Raw genomic sequence first — 17579 nt, 5'->3', positions numbered from 1 at the left:
GGATTTTCGCTTCTCTAATGGTGGGTGATAATACAGGGTGCTAGTTTAATTCATTTAGACCTGTGGTTGGTGTTATCACCAACCACAGCTAGTTTAATTCAATTCCAGTCTTTTATCTATTCTTTTTAGAATTTCAAAATCACTGTGATTGTAGATGTCCCTTAACTGATATTCTTCATTTTGTTTAAACTCATTTATCCCCAAATTGAAAATGGCTTGCAAATCTTTGGCTAGGATTCCTGTCTAAATACACAGTTAAACACTCTAATATTATTTTGTGTTCGTCTGTCATAAAATTGGTATTAACTCATTTAAATGCGTAACAATACTACATAAAAAGTGATACATGTTTTTGGCGTTATGTAGTTAGCGCATTATATGCTTTCAAAAGCCTGCTCCAAATCGTTAATCAAATACTCGGGCTCTTCCAAACCCACATAAACCCTAATCAAAACGTGCCTTGGGTTATTTACGTCAAAATCAGCTTTGCTAATGCCGGCGCAGGCCGGAATAATCAAACTTTCATAGCCACCCCATGATACGGCCATTAGGATATGCTTTAAACTATTGCAAAAGGCTTCTATCTTTTCTAAGCTAGGATTTTTAAGGGTAATGCTAAACAGGCCACCACAAGCTTTCATTTGCTTTTTGGCCAAGTCAAGCTGTTTGCTTTTTTTGCTGAAAGGATGGAGCACATTTTCAACTTTAGGATGCCGTTCCAAATACTCAATCACCTTATTGGCATTGGCGGTAATTTTTTCCAAGCGGATGGGTAAAGTGCGCAAGCTCCTGAGCAACAACCAGGCGTTTTGAGGTGCCGTAGAAGCGCCGATATTCATGTATTCTTTTTCAAATATTTGTTTGAGCAATTCCTTTTTGCCAGTTACTACGCCCGCTACTACATCACTATGCCCTGCCAAATACTTAGTTGCCGACTGGGCTACCAAATCAATTCCGTAAGCAATGGGCTGTTGGTAAAGTGGTGAGCAGTAGCTGTTATCAATCATGGTGATAATTCCATTAGCTTTGGCCATAGCGGCAATGGCTTCCAAATCTTGTACGTCAAAACTGAAAGTATTGGGCGATTCTAGATAGATCAGTTTGGTTTGTGGCGTAATGGCCGCTTCAATTGCTGAGGTGTCGCTTCCATCTACAAAAGTGGTTTTTACGCCAAATTTTGGGAGAAAGCTGTTAAATAATTTGATGGTCCAGCTGTAAGGATTTTCTACGCAGATTACTTCATCGCCAGCACTTAATAGGGCCAAAACGGGAATGGTTACCGCGGCAATGCCGCTGCCAAAAACCAGCGCATCTTCTGCGCCATCAAGCGCCGCTAGTTTCTTCCTTAAAATATCAATGGTGGGGTTAAAGCCCCTCGAGTACAAATTGCCCTGGTATTCGTCGGCCAAAGCTTCCCTAAAATCATCAACCGTGTTGAATTTGAAATTGCTGGTTTGGATAATGGGCGGGGCAATGGCATTGAAATAATTTGCTCTTTCTTCGCCAAGCTCATTTAAAATGTATGAAATATCCATTTAGGTTAAAAGTCTAAAGTAAAAAGTTAACTCTCTATCGTTTTAACTTTATTAAGCTGCTTTTCTTTTGTTTAAAAATTTATTGATGAAGTAGATAACTACAAAACCAAGGAAAATGTAAATGCCGTTTAATGCCGCTTCCGAATCATCGTTATAAATACTGATCGCTACGAACAAATACGCTGCAATAAAAATAATCGGCATTAAAGGATAAAACTTCATGGTGTAAATAGTGTTCTTATCCAAGTGCGCTGTTTTTTTACGGAGATAGAAAATGGTAGCCGCTGAGAAGATCATGCCTGCACCGTCCATAAAAATGGTATAGTTTAAAATTTTGTCGAAGGTTTTGGCGTAAAACAGGGTAATGATGGACAGGATGGTGAACACCGTAAGGCTCACGACCATTACATCGTTTTTCTTCGTTTTCTTGGTGAAGATTTGAGGCAAGGCCTTTTCTTCGCCCATGGCATACATGGCCCTGGGATTACTCAACAAGTTCACGTTTACATAGCCCAGTACCGATAGGAATATGAGTACCGAAAGAATGGTAAAGCCTGTTGGACCAAAAATCTGCCCGGCAAGAATGGCGGCAATGCTTTGTGCCGATTTTAATTGCTCAAAACCAATTACTTTTACATAAGCATAGTTAATGGCCATGTAAAGCGTAATGATAATGCCCAAGCCCACTAAAATTGAGCGAGGAATTACCTTTTTGGCTTCTTTAGCTTCGCCTCCGAAGTTGATGGTTTGCTGGTAACCTCCAAAGCTGAAGGAAACGGCTATTAAGCAGATGCCAAGGGCTTTCCCGTAATCGCTCCAGGTAGCAGGCAAGCCATTTGCAGTATTAAAAACAGAGGGTAATTGTTGTGTTTGGCCACCAAAGAAAACGGCACAAATTAAGGTAATTACCATAACCAGTTTAATCATCGTAAGTACATTCTGGGTTCTGGAGCTGGTTCTTAATCCCAATAGGTTGATGGTGTAAAAAATAATGATGCTGACCAAACCGATGAGGATACGATGGTCGTTGGTTTGCATCTCCACAGGGAAAAGCGCTTTATTTAAATATTCGGCACCAATTAAAGAAACGCCAGCCACCGAAGCGGCGTTGCTCACCACAATAATACAGTTAATGGCAAAGGCGATGGAAGGGTGGTAGCACACCGAAAAAATCTTGTAATAGCCACCGGTAACAGGATAGCGGGAGCCAATTTCGGCATAGGTTAGTGCACCACAAAGGGCCACAAAACCACCAATAATCCAAGCTAGAAAAAAGAGTTCGGGGATTTGAGCTTTAGCGGCCACATTTACGGGAGTTCTAAAAATACCCATGCCTATCACTAGGCTCACCACGATCATGGAAAGGTCGAAAAGCGAAAGTTGTTTTTTCTCGGGGTTCATTGAAATAGTTTAGTTTGTTGGTTTAGGTTGTTTTGGCGGTGTTGTATGCGTCACGTCATTGCGAGGTACGAAGCAATCTAATGCAATTTTGATGAATTTATAGCTGTAGGATTGCTTCGTGCCTCGCAATGACGAGAAATAATCCGAAGCACAATTTAACAATAAAATACTACGCTACAATTGCGTCATCAAAAAAATACCAAACGATTGGGCCATTGTTCAAATGTGGAAATCTAGCCAATAAAAACGGCTAAAATTGATTAAATTTGTATGGCTTTGTTTCATTTCAAGGAAATCCACACGTAAAAGAAGTATTATGGCAGAACCTATCTATAACGAAGACAGTATTAAGTCCTTAGATTGGCAGGAGCACATCCGCAGGCGTCCAGGTATGTATATCGGGAAGCTGGGGGATGGCTCGGCACAGGATGATGGTATTTACGTTTTGTTAAAGGAAATCATCGACAATTCCATCGATGAATTTATGATGGGTGCGGGAAAAACCATCGATATTAGCCTACATGAGCATAAAGTAATCATTAGGGATTATGGTCGGGGCATTCCTTTGGGCAAGGTAATCGACTGTGTTTCTAAAATGAATACTGGCGGTAAGTACGACAGCAGCGCTTTCCAAAAATCAGTAGGGATGAATGGAGTGGGTACCAAGGCGGTAAACGCACTTTCTACTATTTTTGTGGTACAAAGTTATCGGGATGGTAAAACCAAACGTGTTGAATTTAGCAAAGGATTGGTAACGCTTGAACATCCGGAAATTGAAACCACGCAGCGTAATGGCACTTCCATTACTTTTCATCCAGACGAAACCATTTTCAGAAATTATAGGTACATTCCTGATTTTGTAGAAACCATGATTTGGAACTACGTTTTCTTGAATACAGGCCTGACGATCAATTTTAACAACCAAAAATATTTCTCGGAAAGAGGTTTGTACGATTTGCTTTCGAGGGAAAACAAGCCAGAGGAAATTCGTTACCCGATTATCCACCTTAAAGGGCATGATATTGAAGTAGCGATGACCCACGGCCAACAATATGGCGAAGATTACCACTCTTTTGTAAATGGACAATACACTACTCAGGGCGGAACACACCAAGCGGCTTTTAGGGAGGCCGTAGTTAAAACACTGAGGGAGTATTACAATAAAGATTATGACGCTTCGGATATTAGAGCGTCTATTATTGCTGCCATAGCGATCAGGGTTCAGGAGCCTGTTTTCGAATCGCAAACTAAAACCAAACTGGGCTCGGAAAGAATAGCGCCAGAAGGACAAACGGTGCGTACGTTCATTAACGATTTCTTGAAAAAGGAATTGGACGACTACCTGCACAAGCATAAGGATGTAGCTGATGCTATCGAAACCCGTATCAAACAATCGGAACGTGAGCGCAAGGATATTGCAGGGATCAAAAAATTGGCCAACGACAGGGCTAAAAAAGCCTCATTGCACAATAAAAAACTAAGAGACTGCAAAGTTCATTTTAATAGTAATCATGAACGTAGATACGAAACCACCCTGTTCATTACCGAGGGAGATTCGGCTTCGGGTTCAATTACCAAATCAAGGGATGTAGAAACGCAGGCCGTTTTCAGTCTTAAGGGGAAACCGCTTAACTGTTATGAACTGACCAAAAAAGTAGTTTACGAAAATGAGGAATTTAACCTTTTGCAGCATGCCTTGAATATTGAAGATGGCCTGGAGGGTTTGCACTATAACAATATTGTAATTGCTACAGATGCTGACGTGGATGGCATGCACATCCGTTTATTGATGATGACTTTTTTCCTGCAGTTTTTTCCCGATCTGGTAAAAGCCGGACATGTTTACATCCTTCAGACCCCGCTTTTTAGGGTAAGGAACAAAAAGGAAACGATTTATTGCTATAGTGATGAAGAACGTAAAAACGCCATCGCAAAATTGGGCAGCAAACCAGAAATTACTAGATTTAAAGGTTTGGGAGAAATTTCTCCAGACGAATTTGGCTTGTTTATTGGAAAAGACATTCGCTTAGACCCGGTAATTTTAAAGGAGCAAACCATTAAGAGCTTATTGGAATATTATATGGGGAAAAATACACCCGATAGGCAACAACATATCATTAAAAATCTACGTATTGAAAAAGATGAAGTAGACGCTGAAGAAAAGGATATAGAAGATTTAGAAGTGGCATAACGGCGTAATATTAATGTTTTCAGTGAATTATGGCTTTTGTTTGAAGTGCTAAAATGCTTTGCTTCTAAAATATAAAAGAATATAAAAGCATTATTATTTAGGGCATGATATTTGCCTTGGTGTTGCATTTTGCATTTTAGACGATCCGCATTAACGCAACGTATGACTATCAACACCAAAAAAAGTGCTTCCCGTTATGGGCTTATTGTAATTTTATTACTCGCACTTTTTATCTCAGCAATCTTTTTTTACACCCGTAATAACCGCATTAGCTTACTTTCCCAAAATGTAAGCCAGCTTAGCCGTATCGAAAATGATTACTCGCAGCTGGATACCTGTGTAATGCTTTTATATAAAGCTGATAATAATTGTAGGCTGTTTGAGGCAACCGGAAATGGGGCTTACATGAAGCAGTTTTCCAATGAGATTGGTAGAGTTTCCAAAATTTTGGATACCCTCCAGCTCCGTGAAAATGCCCAGTCTTATTCCAACAACGTAAAGGGTTTAGTGGCGCAGAAGAAAGCAAAGATGCAAATCTACCTGAAACTTAAACAGCTAACGGATAGTTTGTTCCTGATTAATGGAAATATCGATACGCTAAAACAGCGAACCTTTACCAAGGGGATGGAGATTACCCAAGGAAGGTTCAAGACCATGATCACTATAGACACCATCAAACCAAAGGTAGAAGTAAAGGAAAAAGGCTTGCTTGGCAGGATTGCAGCTGCTTTTTCAAGAAAAAAGGGAAAAGTGGATACCAATGCGGTTTTGGTGAAGAAAGAAATCACGTTGGATACTTCCTTGTTGAGCAGAAACTACAACAAGATGCAGATCAGGAATATCAATACTTATTTTCGAAATCTGTATGCGGCCAACAAAATATTAAAGGATAGCGAGTTGGGAATTTTACGTATCAACTCGCGGATCATCAACGAAATTGTATTCCTGCTCCAAAATTTTAAGGCTTCGGAAATAGCTTTTGCCTCCCAAACCAGGAAGGATATCCAATATAACTTGGATAATACCTTTAAAAGTATCGATAATATTTATCTGGTTATATTTGGGTTGTTGCTGGCATTGGTGGCCATTATTTTATTTAACCTATGGAAAATTTATCGTAATGAGGGCCAATTGATCGATTACGGTCAACGGGTATCCCAGTATGCCCAATCTAAAAGTCGCTTTTTGGCTAATATGAGCCACGAAATCCGTACACCACTTAATTCAGTAATTGGTTTTTCAGAGCAATTAAGCCAGGATAACCTTTCCTCGCAGCAAAAAGAGCAAGTAGAAGCCATTAAAACCTCTTCGGAGCTACTGTTGGATTTAGTAAACGACATTCTCGATTTTTCTAAATATGAGGTTGGTAAAATCAATTTTGATAAGGTGGCATTTGCCCCGGCAGACGCCATTAACGAGGTTTTTAACAGTATTGCTATTCAAGCTACCAGAAAAGGACTCCAATTGGAGAAACAAATATCCTTTAATGCTGGGTTCACCATTATCGGCGATTCGTTGCGTTTGAAACAAGTCATCATGAACTTGCTGAGCAATGCCATTAAATTTACCGACAAGGGTTCTGTGGTTCTTAAAGCGGACATGATAGCGGTATCTAAAAAAGTAGGTACTTTGAAAATACAGGTGATTGATACCGGCGTAGGGATAGAAGATAAAGATGCCGCCGTTATTTTTGATGAATTTTCGCAGGTGAATTACTCCACTACCAAAAACACTCAAAAAGGAACAGGTTTGGGCTTGGCCATTTGTAAGCGTATTGTGGAGCTGCAAAAAGGCAAAATAGGCTTAACCAGCGTGATCAACAAAGGCTCTAACTTTACGTTTGAAATTCCTTATGAGCTTTGTGATGATGTTGCCAGCAAACAAAAGAATTTGGCCATTACTGATGTTGGCCATTTGGCGGGAAAAAGGATCTTATTGGTTGACGATAATAAAATGAACGTATTGCTGGCCCAAACAGTGATTAAAAAATATAATGTCATTACGGATACGGCCTATGATGGTTCGGAGGCTTTTCAGCTTTTCACCAAAAACAACTATGACCTGATACTTACCGATGTGCAGATGCCGATTATGGGCGGAGTAGAGCTTACCCGCTTGATAAGAGCAGACCAGGATAAAGCTAAGGCGAAAGTTCCGGTACTTGGCGTAACTGCTAACGTTTTGGAAGAAGATAGGGACAGGTACCTTGCTGCGGGAATGAACGATTTGGTGCTGAAACCTTATTCTGAAAAGGAGCTGATTGGTAAAATTGTGAACTATGTTGTAGCCTGACAAAGGTTGATGCATTGAGTAGGGGCCAAAACGAGACCCCGGCCGTTGGACATCCCTCTAAAAGAGGAGAGTCCAAAATTATATCTCTTTATTTGCTTTAACCGTATCTTCTGGATGCTGCGGCGGTAATTTGTCCACTTCTTTTTCTACAACAATGGTTTTCAAATGCACGGCATATTTAGAGGGAGTTATGCCCGTATCAAACTTTTCGGCATAAGCTTGTGTAAATTCGGCCCCAAAATATAGGATAATGGCCGAATAGTAAATCCAAACCAAGATGACGATAATGGAGCTTGCTGCGCCAAATGCCGAGCCGGGGTTACCTTTTTCAATGTAAATGCCTATAATATATTTGCCTAAGCTGAAAAGCAGTGCTGTAAATAGGGCCCCAACCAATGCAGGCTTCCATTTTAAGTTCACATCGGGCAATACTTTAAAAATGATGGCGAAAATAGTAGTGACAACGGCCAAGGTAAGCGCATTGGTTACAATGAGCATTAACCAGCCCGATACTTCTTCGATACCAATTTTGGCAGCATAGGTATCGAGCTTACCGCCAATGCCCACCACAACGCTGTTTACTACCAGCGATACCAGCAGCAAAAAGCCCAATGATGCAATTAGCGAGAAAGAGAGCAAACGATTGGTGATGAGTTTTTTCCAACCTTTTTTGGGCACAGCCTTTACTTTCCAGATTAAATTAATGCTATCCTGTATTTCTATGAAAATGGCCGTAGAACCAATGAGCAAGGTTGCTATGCCTATGATGAGGCCAATGGTACTCCGGCCAGATAAATTGGCATTGTTTACAAAGACTCGTAATTGGTTGGCAGCGCTGTTTCCAATCAATTCACTAATCTCGCCAAATAGTTTGGTGTTGGGGTCCATGTTGTCGCCCAAAAAAATAGATGCCGAGGAAATCACGATGATAATTAAAGGCGTGAGCGAAAAGATGGTATAGTAGGCCAAAGCGGCACTAAGTTTCATTACACGGTCTTCTATAAAGCCCTTGCCGGCTGCAATAAATAAATGGTAGGTATTTACAAATAACGATTTTATCTGTCTAGGAATTTTTTTCATGCTATTAAAACGGATATCCGATGCCAATGTTTAAAACAAGATTATCTCTTCTCCAGCCTTTGCTTCCAAAATCTATATCGTCTATTACCCAGCGCTGTCCCTTAGGTAAATAGGGTTTGCGAATAGGAAAGGCGCCATCTAGGCGGATGACAAATATTGTGGCATCAACTCGTAAACCAACACCTGTACCTACTGCAAGTTCATCAAATGAATTTTTGAGTTTAAAAGCGGAGCCTGGTCTATCGGGGTCACCTTTGCGCAACCAAATATTTCCAGCATCCACAAAAGCGGCACCGTGCAGAATACTCACCAATTTAAATCTTAATTCCGAATTGAGCATCATTTTTACGTCACCACCTTGATCGGCAAAGCCTGCGCTATTGTTTTGAACGTGATAAGTCCCGGGCCCTAGGGATCTGGCTCTGAAAGCCCTAATGTCGTTGGTACCCCCAGCAAAAAATTGGCGTACAAATGGAAGGGAGCTGCTACCCCCATAAGCATAACCATAACCTAAGTTTAGGCGGTTGGCCCATATCACGCCCGGATTTAGTTTGTAGTAGCTCCTTAAATCGGTTTCGACCCTTACAAATTGAGTTAAGGGAATATTGAATAACCTACGATCGCCGTTTGAGCCCTTGCGCATAAAAAGTCCCCAAACATTTCCGCTGGTTTCCAATCCACCAAAGAAATACAAGTTATGGCGGCGTTTTTCCTGCATTTGGTTGGTGTAGGTAAAGCTGTACGTACTTCCAATAATAAACTGGTCTTCCAGGGTGTACTGCAATCCGGGATTTTGTTTAATAAGTCGTTTATAAGCAACATCAGTGGTATCTTTATTCGAAGTGACCAAGTTAATGGAAGCTGGGAAAAAATTATGTTCCTTAAACTGGTTTTCTTTCCAATTGTAACCATATTGGGCCTTGAAAGAGTTCAGTTTGTAAACGGTATCTCTACTCAATAATTGATAGCCCAACGAAACAATGGTTTTTGGCGTAAAGGCATTGGTGCTTCGCGGCTTATAAAAAGGCACAATAAAGCGAGGGAGTGTGAGTTTTGCTTCTCCAGTAAGCGAATAGGAATTAATGCCCTTGGCTTGCCCGCTGTATTGGGTTTCAAAACCTCCACTGGCGCTAATGTCCAACTGTTCGGCACCTCTAAAGATATTGCGGGTTGTTTGCGTAATTTTCAATTCAGAACCAATAAAGTTGTTGGATTTTTGGGTTCCCGTAACCGAAAAAGTAAGGGAGTTTTTCTTTAGCGGCGTGAGGTAAATATTCAAATCAAGTTGATTGTTTTTGAAACTGTCTATTGGTAAAAACTCTGCCCTTACGTCCTGGAAAGCACCCAAGTTCACCATCCTATTTAGGGACTGGTTGTGATCTTTACGGTTGTACCTTTCTCCTTTTTTAAAGAAAACCAACCTGTCAAACACCCTAGGTTTGTAAGTATTTCGATTGTCGTAAATATTGAAGTCGTTGTATTTTAAAGGCTTTAACCGCCTTAAAATACTATCTCTTCGCAAACTATAACTTGGATAAATGTTAATGTTCCTTACAGTATAAGGTTTCAGCGCGGCATCGGGCGCAATGGTTTTAATGCGCACGTTAATGTTCACCAAATGATTGCCAATGGTACTATCTACCTGTAAGATCAAATGCTCAGGACTAAAATAGAAGTAGCCGCTTTCTTTCAGGTCATTGTCAATTCGGATACGTTCATTTTTGTAGGTATCCAAATCATAAAAATCACCACGTTTCAATAATGTTTTGCCCTTATTTTGATTGATATTGTGAGTCAAATCACCCGTGTCAGGCGGGAAGGTAATCTCATTGATTTTATATCGAGTGCCCGTTAAAGCGGTGTAGATGGCTTTTCCTCTGCGTCTTTTGATGACCGTGTCGCCCGTAACATCGGCCTGTAGATATCCTTGGCTAATTAAATAGCTTTTCAATACATCGCTATTGTATTTCAGTTTTACCTCGCTCATTAGCACGGGTGGTTCGCCTACTTTATTGCGCAACCAATTTCTAAATCCTTTTGGTTTTTTAGGCTCACCTGCAAGATTATAGATGTATAGTTTTGGTTTTAGTCCTAAAATAGACTTATTGGGACGAGGACGTGTTTTATCTTCCAAGGTATTTTTTACCTGTTTTTCATTGGCTATTTTAGATGATGAATCGGGATTGATTTTTACCTCTGCGCCGGTATAAAGATTTTGTCCCGGCTTCAAAAATCTGGTATTGCTACAATTGGCCAGCAGAAAACAAGCCAATATGAAAGCACTTATTTTAATTAGCTTTTTCATTTTTTGGTTTTTGCTCTGCTTCATTTCTGTTTCTGTTTCTACGTTTTTGGAATATTTCTCTAAATCTGTTGTAATCTACCACCAAGGTAAAGCCTAGGCCTGTTTCTATAATTTGGCCTTCAATTACACTTTCGGTTTGGTTGCGTCGATAGGCCCTCAAGCGGTAACGCCCGTCTCTGGACAGGGCATATTCTACGTTTACATTGCCCGCAATATTGGTGGCGCTTTGATTGGCATTTTGCGGCCCTTCCAGTGCAAAAGAGCTTCCTACGGTTACCGTTAAGCGGTCGTTCAGTAATTTTTTAGAGAGGCCTATTTCCAGATCGGTTTTTTGTTCCAGGCTTCCGGTGGAGTAGTCTTCTGATGAGTTGATACCGAAATTAACATCAACCCCTTGGATCAAATCTGATGCGAGGTTGTTCAACTGCTCGGTCAACAATTTACTTACACTTGAACGGGCCAGGGTAGATACCCCGCCACCGCCACCGGCTAAACTTTGGAAAGGATTGTTGGCAATAAATCTCTCTAGGGCCAATAAAGCGAAAACCTGTTTGTTCAATTCGTTTTCATCACGGTTTACGCTTTGTAGCTTGGTATAGGCTTGGCTACCTACTGCCGTGCCTCGCTCATTTTCGGGTAAATCAATTTTAAAGGAGATAATAGGTTTCATTAGTTCGCCTTTCATGTAAAGGTAAACCTGAAACGGCAACTTTGTCTTAGTGGTAGGGTCGTCGGGAGAATTTAGTAGGTCGATAGGCGCTGCGTTCACTTCGTAAAGTGCAGTTAAATTGATATTGGCTTCGGTAGGCTCGCCTGTCCAAACCATGGTGCTTCCTTTTACCAATTTGAAAGGTTTTTTGCCCAGTGGTCCAACAGATAGGCTGTAAGAACCGTCTACAATTTCATAACGACCGGTCATGCTAATTTTACCGCTAGGATCCATCGTAGCATTTAAATCGGCATCGCCTCTAACCGTTAGCATGTCGCCATTGGCAGGGTCAACTACCACATTCAGTTCTGCCTCTGGATCGATATTGATATCGGCAACTAGGTTAATTCCCTTAATTGGCGATTTACTCACACTATCGGCTTTTAAATCCTTTTGTCCGTTAAAAGGTGGTGCATCAGCATCAATAAATTGTACAATTCCTTCCTGGTCAATCACCGAAGGATCGTCGACAGGCATGGCATAATAAAACTTGGTTCCTTTTTCAACGGTAATGTTCATGTTTACATCGGGCTGGTTCAAATCGCCACGTACTCGAATATTACTGCTCAAAAATACTGTTCCGTAAATCATGTCATTGTCTTGGGCGGTGGAGTTAATTGCCCTAAAATTATTGGTACGGATATCCAGTCCAAAGCGTACGTTGCTGAAATCGCTGGTATAAACCATACCGTTAACGGTCGCTTTTTTGCCCAATGAATCAACCAAGGTAAAGTTGTTAAAACGAATGCCTTCGTTGTTAAAGGCAATTTCCTGGGTAGGCATGGTAAAATAGGAGTTAATGTAAGCCACCCTAAAGCCGGCATCATTAAACTTCAAAGCTCCTAAAATTTGTGGTTTGTTCAGCTCCCCTTTTACGGTAAACTGGCCGGTAATGGTTCCCTTTCCCTGCTTAATTTGCCCAAGACTTACGCTTTCTATCTGTCGCAAATCAATTTTATTGATGTCGATATTCAAATCTAAATTACTTTGAGGAGCAGTGTAATAAAACCCTTTGGCCGAAAGCTCGTGCACACCTTTTAAACTCACATCAACCTCAAAAGCATTCTCGGTATTGTTGTTAACGATGGCTTTTAAATCACCCAATTCATCTTTTTGGTAACGTAGTTTAGAAATGGTAATGTCAGCTTCGAATTTAGGATTTGAAACCAAATCTTTTACGTCTACCGTTCCATTGATAGCCCCGCCAACTAAAGTGGTATCGGTTTCGGCAAATTTGGTAAGGGTTTCAATTTGAAAATCTTTAAACTCAACTTTTAACGGCGAGTTTGGAGTGTCGGAAGTACTGTTTACACTCAACAGTTGTGAACCTTGGCTGATGTTGAATTGATGGGCCAAAATGCCCGATTCTCCAAATTGGATATAGTTTTCGGGGGCTACGGTCCATTTTTCGTAATCCAGTAATAGTTTGCTAGGATCTAAGTTGAAACGGAAATCTTTATTGATGGATTGGAAAATACCCGCAATCACATATTTATCTTTGCGTTGCCTATCCCGTAAAAAGACATTTAAATCTAGCTTATTATCTGCTGCGGAACCAGAAACCTCGGTATTGAACAAAGCAATAGATGGATTGGTGATGCTGTTGACAAATAAACGATAATTAAGCTTTTGACCCTCGTTGCCCACATTCAGTTTAATGCTATCTAAGTTGATGTTGTTGTAAGTGATTTTGGGGAATACCGCATTCATCAACAAACTGTCTTTCTCGGTATCAATTAAGCCATTGATTTTGGAAGGGGCAAAGGTGGTGAGCGATGGTACAAAATCCTGTAAAAATTTAGGGTTGTAAATGTTTGCCGTAAAACGGATTCGTTGTGGTGGGATTTTGGTAACCTCTCCAAACTGATAATACTTGTTGATTTGGTTGATGATGGCACTGCCAATTTTGCTCAATTGATATTTACCATCTACGGTTGCGCTAAGCAATTCTGATTTAAGTACCAATTTATTTTCGGTAGCGGTTGACATGGCGTTTAACTGAATGGTATCTACGTTAAACTTTTTGCCTTCTTTTACCAGTTGTAGGCCTGTGGCAAACACATCTCCGTTCAAATAATCCACATCTGCGGTTTTGATGTCGGCTTTGATGTTTCCCGCAAACCTAAATTCGGTTTTACTAAAGTTCAGTTTTTGTAAATCGACTTGTTTTAGGGCCACATTTGCTTTAACCGCAGGATATTTGCCAGCTAAATTGGCGTTGGCGCTGAGTTCCACATTTACGTTACTATCGGGCATGTTTCCTTTGATAGATACATTTTGGTTGGCGTACTTGCCTGATAATTTCAAATTACGATAGTTGTATTTGTTGTAATAGGCACTTAGCACCGTTGCATTAAACTGTGCATTGATTTTTTTAGGATCTAAGCCCGTACCCACTACAGCTGCTTTGGCCGATATTCTGCCCAAGGTTGGTTCTTGCTTCAACAATCGGCCTACATTAAAATTGTTTAAGCTCACATCGGCTTTGTATTTTTCTCTGCCTTTCGGGCCATTCATCGTTGCCGCTAAAACAGCGCCGCCCATGTCTGACTTCACATTCAGGTTGGAGTTAAAATCGCTCATAGAGCCTTTGAATTTGCCACTGGCATCAATGACGTTGGGGAGTTGAATGCTAGGGGGTAAAGATTTTTTAGGTACGATGGCCAAAATATCGCCTTTTGTAAGGTGTACTTTTTTAATGTTTAAATCAAGGTAAGCCTTGTTGATATCGGTCACATTGTTGGCTTTACCACTTACCTCAATTTGTGTATTGTTTAAACCGCTAATTTGTAGCTGTGGAATGTTGAGGCTATTTAGATATCCGTTGACTTTAGCATTTACCTTGATTTTCTGATTGGCGTATTGCTGCGGCAGTGCATCACTGAAAAAAGTAGCGTCCTTTAACCCGATGGTGGTATTTTTGATATCGATTTTTAGTTTTACCCGTTCCGGATTTTTGGTCAGGTCATCCAAAGACGTAAAGCTAAGGTCTGTTGCATTTTCGATATTGGTATTTGGTGTTTTCAATACGAAATTGTCCAGCTTGATTTGCTTGTCGTTATAAATGGCATTACCCCTTAATGCGCTAAGTACAAAGCCACTTTGATCGCTTAGTGAACCATTTTTTACGTTGGCGGTAATGCCTTTACTGCTATAATTCACGTCTTCGGCACCTAAATTAAGGCCTTTAATGTTCAAATGGTTAAAGTCGATTCCTTTCTTAAGCGGTTTGGCCCCTAAGTTATCGAACTGCAATTGATTGTTGATCAGGTTTATTTTTTTGATGGCCAGTGCCAAAGTTGATTCTTCAACTACCACTGTATCCTTAACCTTGCTTAAATCGTTGCTCGGCGCAGGTTTAAAGGCAAATTTGACAAAGGAATTGGCCAGCTCAGCATTATCCGTAATGTATTGGCCATTGGTCAAATCAACCTTTAAATTATCGAAAGCAAGTTTATTGACATTTGCTACGGCATTGGTGGTGGTCAACTGGTCGTTGTAATTAACCTTTACGTTATTGAACTCGAACTTTTGTACCTCAATGTTGGGTAGTTTTCCCTGTTCTTTTTGTGCACTATCTACACTGTTGTTTAGGTGTTGTACCAATTGGGTTAAAGGTTTTTGTTGCAGGTAAACCAGGGAAGTATTGTTTACCACAAAGCTTTTGATGACATACTTTTGGTTGGCCAAATCAAAATCTTTGATTTTCGTTTCCAGTTTACCCAGATAAAACTTTACATTATTGCCGGCTACATCATCTCTGTAGGTAAGCCCAATATCTTCAAAACGAACTTTGTTTACCGAAAATTTTAGCGTTGAAGTGGTATCCTTTTCTACTTTTTCCTCAGGTTTTTTCTGGTCGCTCATAAAGGCATCCACTAAAAAGGAAAAATTGAAGGTAGTATCTGGATTAACCCTTTTTACATTGGCCCTGATATTTTTCAGCTCCAGATAATTAATTTCTACCGTGTTTTTTAGCAGTTTGAAAAGACTGATGTCTACTTGTAGTTTTTCAGCATACAGTAGGGTGTCTTTGTGAAGATCTTCGAGGTAGAATTTGTTAAGTACCACATCTTTTGGGAGTGCTATCTTAATACTTTCCAGTCTTACCTCGGTTTTTGTTTTGTTTTTGAGGTAACCAATGGCTTTATCCTTTACAAAATTTTGTACCGCGGGAATATTTAAGGAAAGCGCAATAAGCACTACCAGTAAAATAATACTGGCAACAATCCATAAAATAATCTTAAGGCCTTTTCTAAAATATTTGTTCAAGAGTAGTTGTTTTTTGATGGTTTAATATAGTTATTTATTTTAAAATGGCTTTTTGCCACTTAAAGCAAACAAAGCTAGCTCCATAAAGTTTTGGTCTGTCTACAATCAATTATTAATTCTAATTTGTATGTTTAATTTATGAATGTACATCACTTTAACATTAGTTACCAAACCTACGAACAGCTCAGCGAGCTTTCTGTAGAGGACAGACTTTTGTGCATACGGGCAGAGGAAGCCCTAAAAACATCATACTCACCCTATTCTAAGTTTAAGGTGGGTACGGCAATACAATTGGCAGATGGGGAAATTGTACTGGGCAGTAATCAAGAAAACGTTGCTTATCCTTCTGGGCTGTGCGCCGAAAGGGTGGCGCTTTTCGCCATAGGTTCTTCAAAGCCAAATGCGGTGGTCAAAACAATGGCCATTACTGCTTTCACCGAAAGTTTTGAAATCAAGAACCCTGTCACTTCCTGTGGGGCTTGTTTACAGGTTATGGCAGAATTTGAGCAAAAGCAAAAATCGCCCATTAGCGTAATTTTTTATTGTTTAAATGGGCAAATTATGAAAGTGGAAGGAATTAAAAGTTTGTTGCCTTTTGTTTTTGTAGAAGATAGATTGGCTGGGATTACCTAACATTTAGGGCCTGTTTGGCATATATATTATCCGTTTGAATAAAATCTGGGTTCATTGCAAAGGCAATTCTAAGCTCGTCTCGGTAGTAGGGCGTCCACAATTGCACTTTTAAACCGGCTTTGCGAGCCGCGGCTACAGTTTCTTTGGTTACCGTTGGATCGGTGTAGTTGCAGCTTAGTCCATCATAGCCCAATCTCAGTGCATTATTTATTTTTTGAGGCATGGGTTCGTATCTCATGAAACAGGTGGTAATTCCCTTGGTGGCATTATTTGATTTCAGTTGGGTACAAAACAACTGGCTATCTACCTCTACCAAAGTCCTATCAATAAATTTATAATTTTGGAATACCTGTGCCAAGCTGGTGGCCAATTGGGTCAAGTAGCCATTTCTATTTCCATATAAACTAAAAGTGGCTGCGCTAAAGGATATTTTAATGTCTAGCGAGAGATAGAGACCTCTGCCCGTATTATTGTTCCAATCCACAATTTCCGAAAGCTTATAAATACGGTCGGTTTTATTTTTGTGGCAAATATTGATCTTTTCGATATCCGTATCTCTCATTTCAGGAATAATGTCCTGGGAAGAGCTATTGCATACAAAGCCGCTCAAATTGCTGTTGTGCCAAACCCACGGGGTACCATCAAGGCTCATTTGAATGTCCAGCTCAACACCATCAAGCCTGCCTGCGGCATTTTGCACTGATGGAAGCGTGTTTTCAATCAAAAAATCGTTGTAATTATTGCTGCCACTGCCTTTGTGTCCCAAAAAATTGATAGGAGTATCCATTGGCGAAGGTCGGCCACAGGAGCTAAGGAACAGCAGAAATCCCGTGAAGCAACTGATAAATAAAACGACACGTCTAATTGGAAAGGGCATTATCAAAATGGGATATTTATTGAAGTTGCAAAGTTATATAATTTAAATACAAGTTTTTACACCGAAAATATTAAGTTTTTCATAGGTAGAAAGGCGTGCTAATAGCGATGGTTTGTTTACTTAGTAGACAAAGGGTCACGCATAGGATTGACGAAATGCTTGTACAGCGATTTAATCCCTTTATCTCTAAAAATATGCCGTAATCAAAATGTGTGTTTAGGTGCAGTAATGCGGGTTTTTGCAAGTTTGGTTGGAGCTTAATGAGGCTTTTTTTCCCCGATGGT

The 17579-nt window shown here is 40.2% G+C and carries 9 protein-coding genes; 3 read left to right on the top strand and 6 right to left on the bottom strand.

Translation table 11 applies throughout. The annotated features are described in order from the left end of the window. Positions 1-374: 374 nt before the first annotated feature. On the bottom strand, positions 375-1535 hold the full coding sequence (locus DUT71_RS18925; protein WP_113664111.1) for a trans-sulfuration enzyme family protein: 1161 nt from the start codon (positions 1533-1535) through the stop codon (positions 375-377). 51 nt (positions 1536-1586) lie between these two features. Further along, positions 1587-2936 carry an APC family permease gene (locus DUT71_RS18920; protein WP_113664110.1) on the bottom strand — a complete coding sequence of 450 codons (1350 nt, stop codon included), beginning with the start codon at positions 2934-2936 and terminating at the stop codon, positions 1587-1589. Between the two features lie 316 nt (positions 2937-3252). Here DUT71_RS18920 and DUT71_RS18915 point away from each other — a divergent pair, with 316 nt between their 5' ends. Together DUT71_RS18915 and DUT71_RS18910 are read left to right on the top strand one after the other, a co-directional pair. Beyond that, entirely contained in the window at positions 3253-5127 is a 1875-nt protein-coding gene (locus tag DUT71_RS18915; RefSeq protein WP_113664109.1) for a DNA topoisomerase IV subunit B, read from the top strand. A gap of 162 nt (positions 5128-5289) precedes the next feature. Beyond that, positions 5290-7419, top strand: a complete 2130-nt coding sequence (locus DUT71_RS18910) for an ATP-binding protein (protein WP_113664108.1) — start codon at positions 5290-5292, stop codon at positions 7417-7419. A gap of 78 nt (positions 7420-7497) precedes the next feature. Here the strand turns inward: DUT71_RS18910 and DUT71_RS18905 are convergent, their stop codons facing one another. The 3 genes from DUT71_RS18905 to DUT71_RS18895 are packed head-to-tail and all read right to left on the bottom strand — an operon-like array spanning position 7498 to position 15785. Beyond that, complete coding sequence (locus DUT71_RS18905) at positions 7498-8499, bottom strand: YihY/virulence factor BrkB family protein (RefSeq protein ID WP_113664107.1); 1002 nt, start codon at positions 8497-8499, stop codon at positions 7498-7500. Between the two features lie 4 nt (positions 8500-8503). Beyond that, positions 8504-10804 carry a translocation and assembly module lipoprotein TamL gene (gene tamL / locus DUT71_RS18900; protein WP_113664115.1) on the bottom strand — a complete coding sequence of 767 codons (2301 nt, stop codon included), beginning with the start codon at positions 10802-10804 and terminating at the stop codon, positions 8504-8506. After that, positions 10788-15785, bottom strand: a complete 4998-nt coding sequence (locus tag DUT71_RS18895; protein ID WP_113664106.1) for a translocation/assembly module TamB domain-containing protein — start codon at positions 15783-15785, stop codon at positions 10788-10790. Before DUT71_RS18895 ends, tamL begins: the two co-directional genes overlap by 17 nt. 138 nt (positions 15786-15923) lie before the next feature. Between DUT71_RS18895 and DUT71_RS18890 the strand changes: the two genes are divergently transcribed. Then, positions 15924-16418: a cytidine deaminase gene (locus DUT71_RS18890; protein WP_113664105.1), complete on the top strand. Its 495-nt coding sequence runs from the start codon at positions 15924-15926 to the stop codon at positions 16416-16418. Here DUT71_RS18890 and DUT71_RS18885 read toward each other — a convergent pair. After that, entirely contained in the window at positions 16411-17205 is a 795-nt protein-coding gene (locus DUT71_RS18885; protein WP_162796122.1) for a glycerophosphodiester phosphodiesterase, read from the bottom strand. The genes DUT71_RS18890 and DUT71_RS18885 overlap by 8 nt on opposite strands. Positions 17206-17579 lie beyond the last annotated feature (374 nt).

Source organism: Pedobacter nanyangensis (assembly GCF_003313505.1).
GTDB classification, from domain to species: domain Bacteria; phylum Bacteroidota; class Bacteroidia; order Sphingobacteriales; family Sphingobacteriaceae; genus Pedobacter; species Pedobacter nanyangensis.
The sequence above is the reverse complement of the archived record's forward strand: the minus strand, read 5'-3'. Positions and strand labels throughout refer to the sequence as shown.

Coding starts and splice junctions, on each gene's coding strand:
- DUT71_RS18925 (WP_113664111.1), bottom strand. CDS start 1,535: ATGGATATTTCATACATTTTAAATGAGCTTGGCGAAGAAAGAGCAAAT.
- DUT71_RS18920 (WP_113664110.1), bottom strand. CDS start 2,936: ATGAACCCCGAGAAAAAACAACTTTCGCTTTTCGACCTTTCCATGATC.
- DUT71_RS18915 (WP_113664109.1), top strand. CDS start 3,253: ATGGCAGAACCTATCTATAACGAAGACAGTATTAAGTCCTTAGATTGG.
- DUT71_RS18910 (WP_113664108.1), top strand. CDS start 5,290: ATGACTATCAACACCAAAAAAAGTGCTTCCCGTTATGGGCTTATTGTA.
- DUT71_RS18905 (WP_113664107.1), bottom strand. CDS start 8,499: ATGAAAAAAATTCCTAGACAGATAAAATCGTTATTTGTAAATACCTAC.
- tamL (WP_113664115.1), bottom strand. CDS start 10,804: ATGAAAAAGCTAATTAAAATAAGTGCTTTCATATTGGCTTGTTTTCTG.
- DUT71_RS18890 (WP_113664105.1), top strand. CDS start 15,924: ATGAATGTACATCACTTTAACATTAGTTACCAAACCTACGAACAGCTC.
- DUT71_RS18885 (WP_162796122.1), bottom strand. CDS start 17,205: ATGGATACTCCTATCAATTTTTTGGGACACAAAGGCAGTGGCAGCAAT.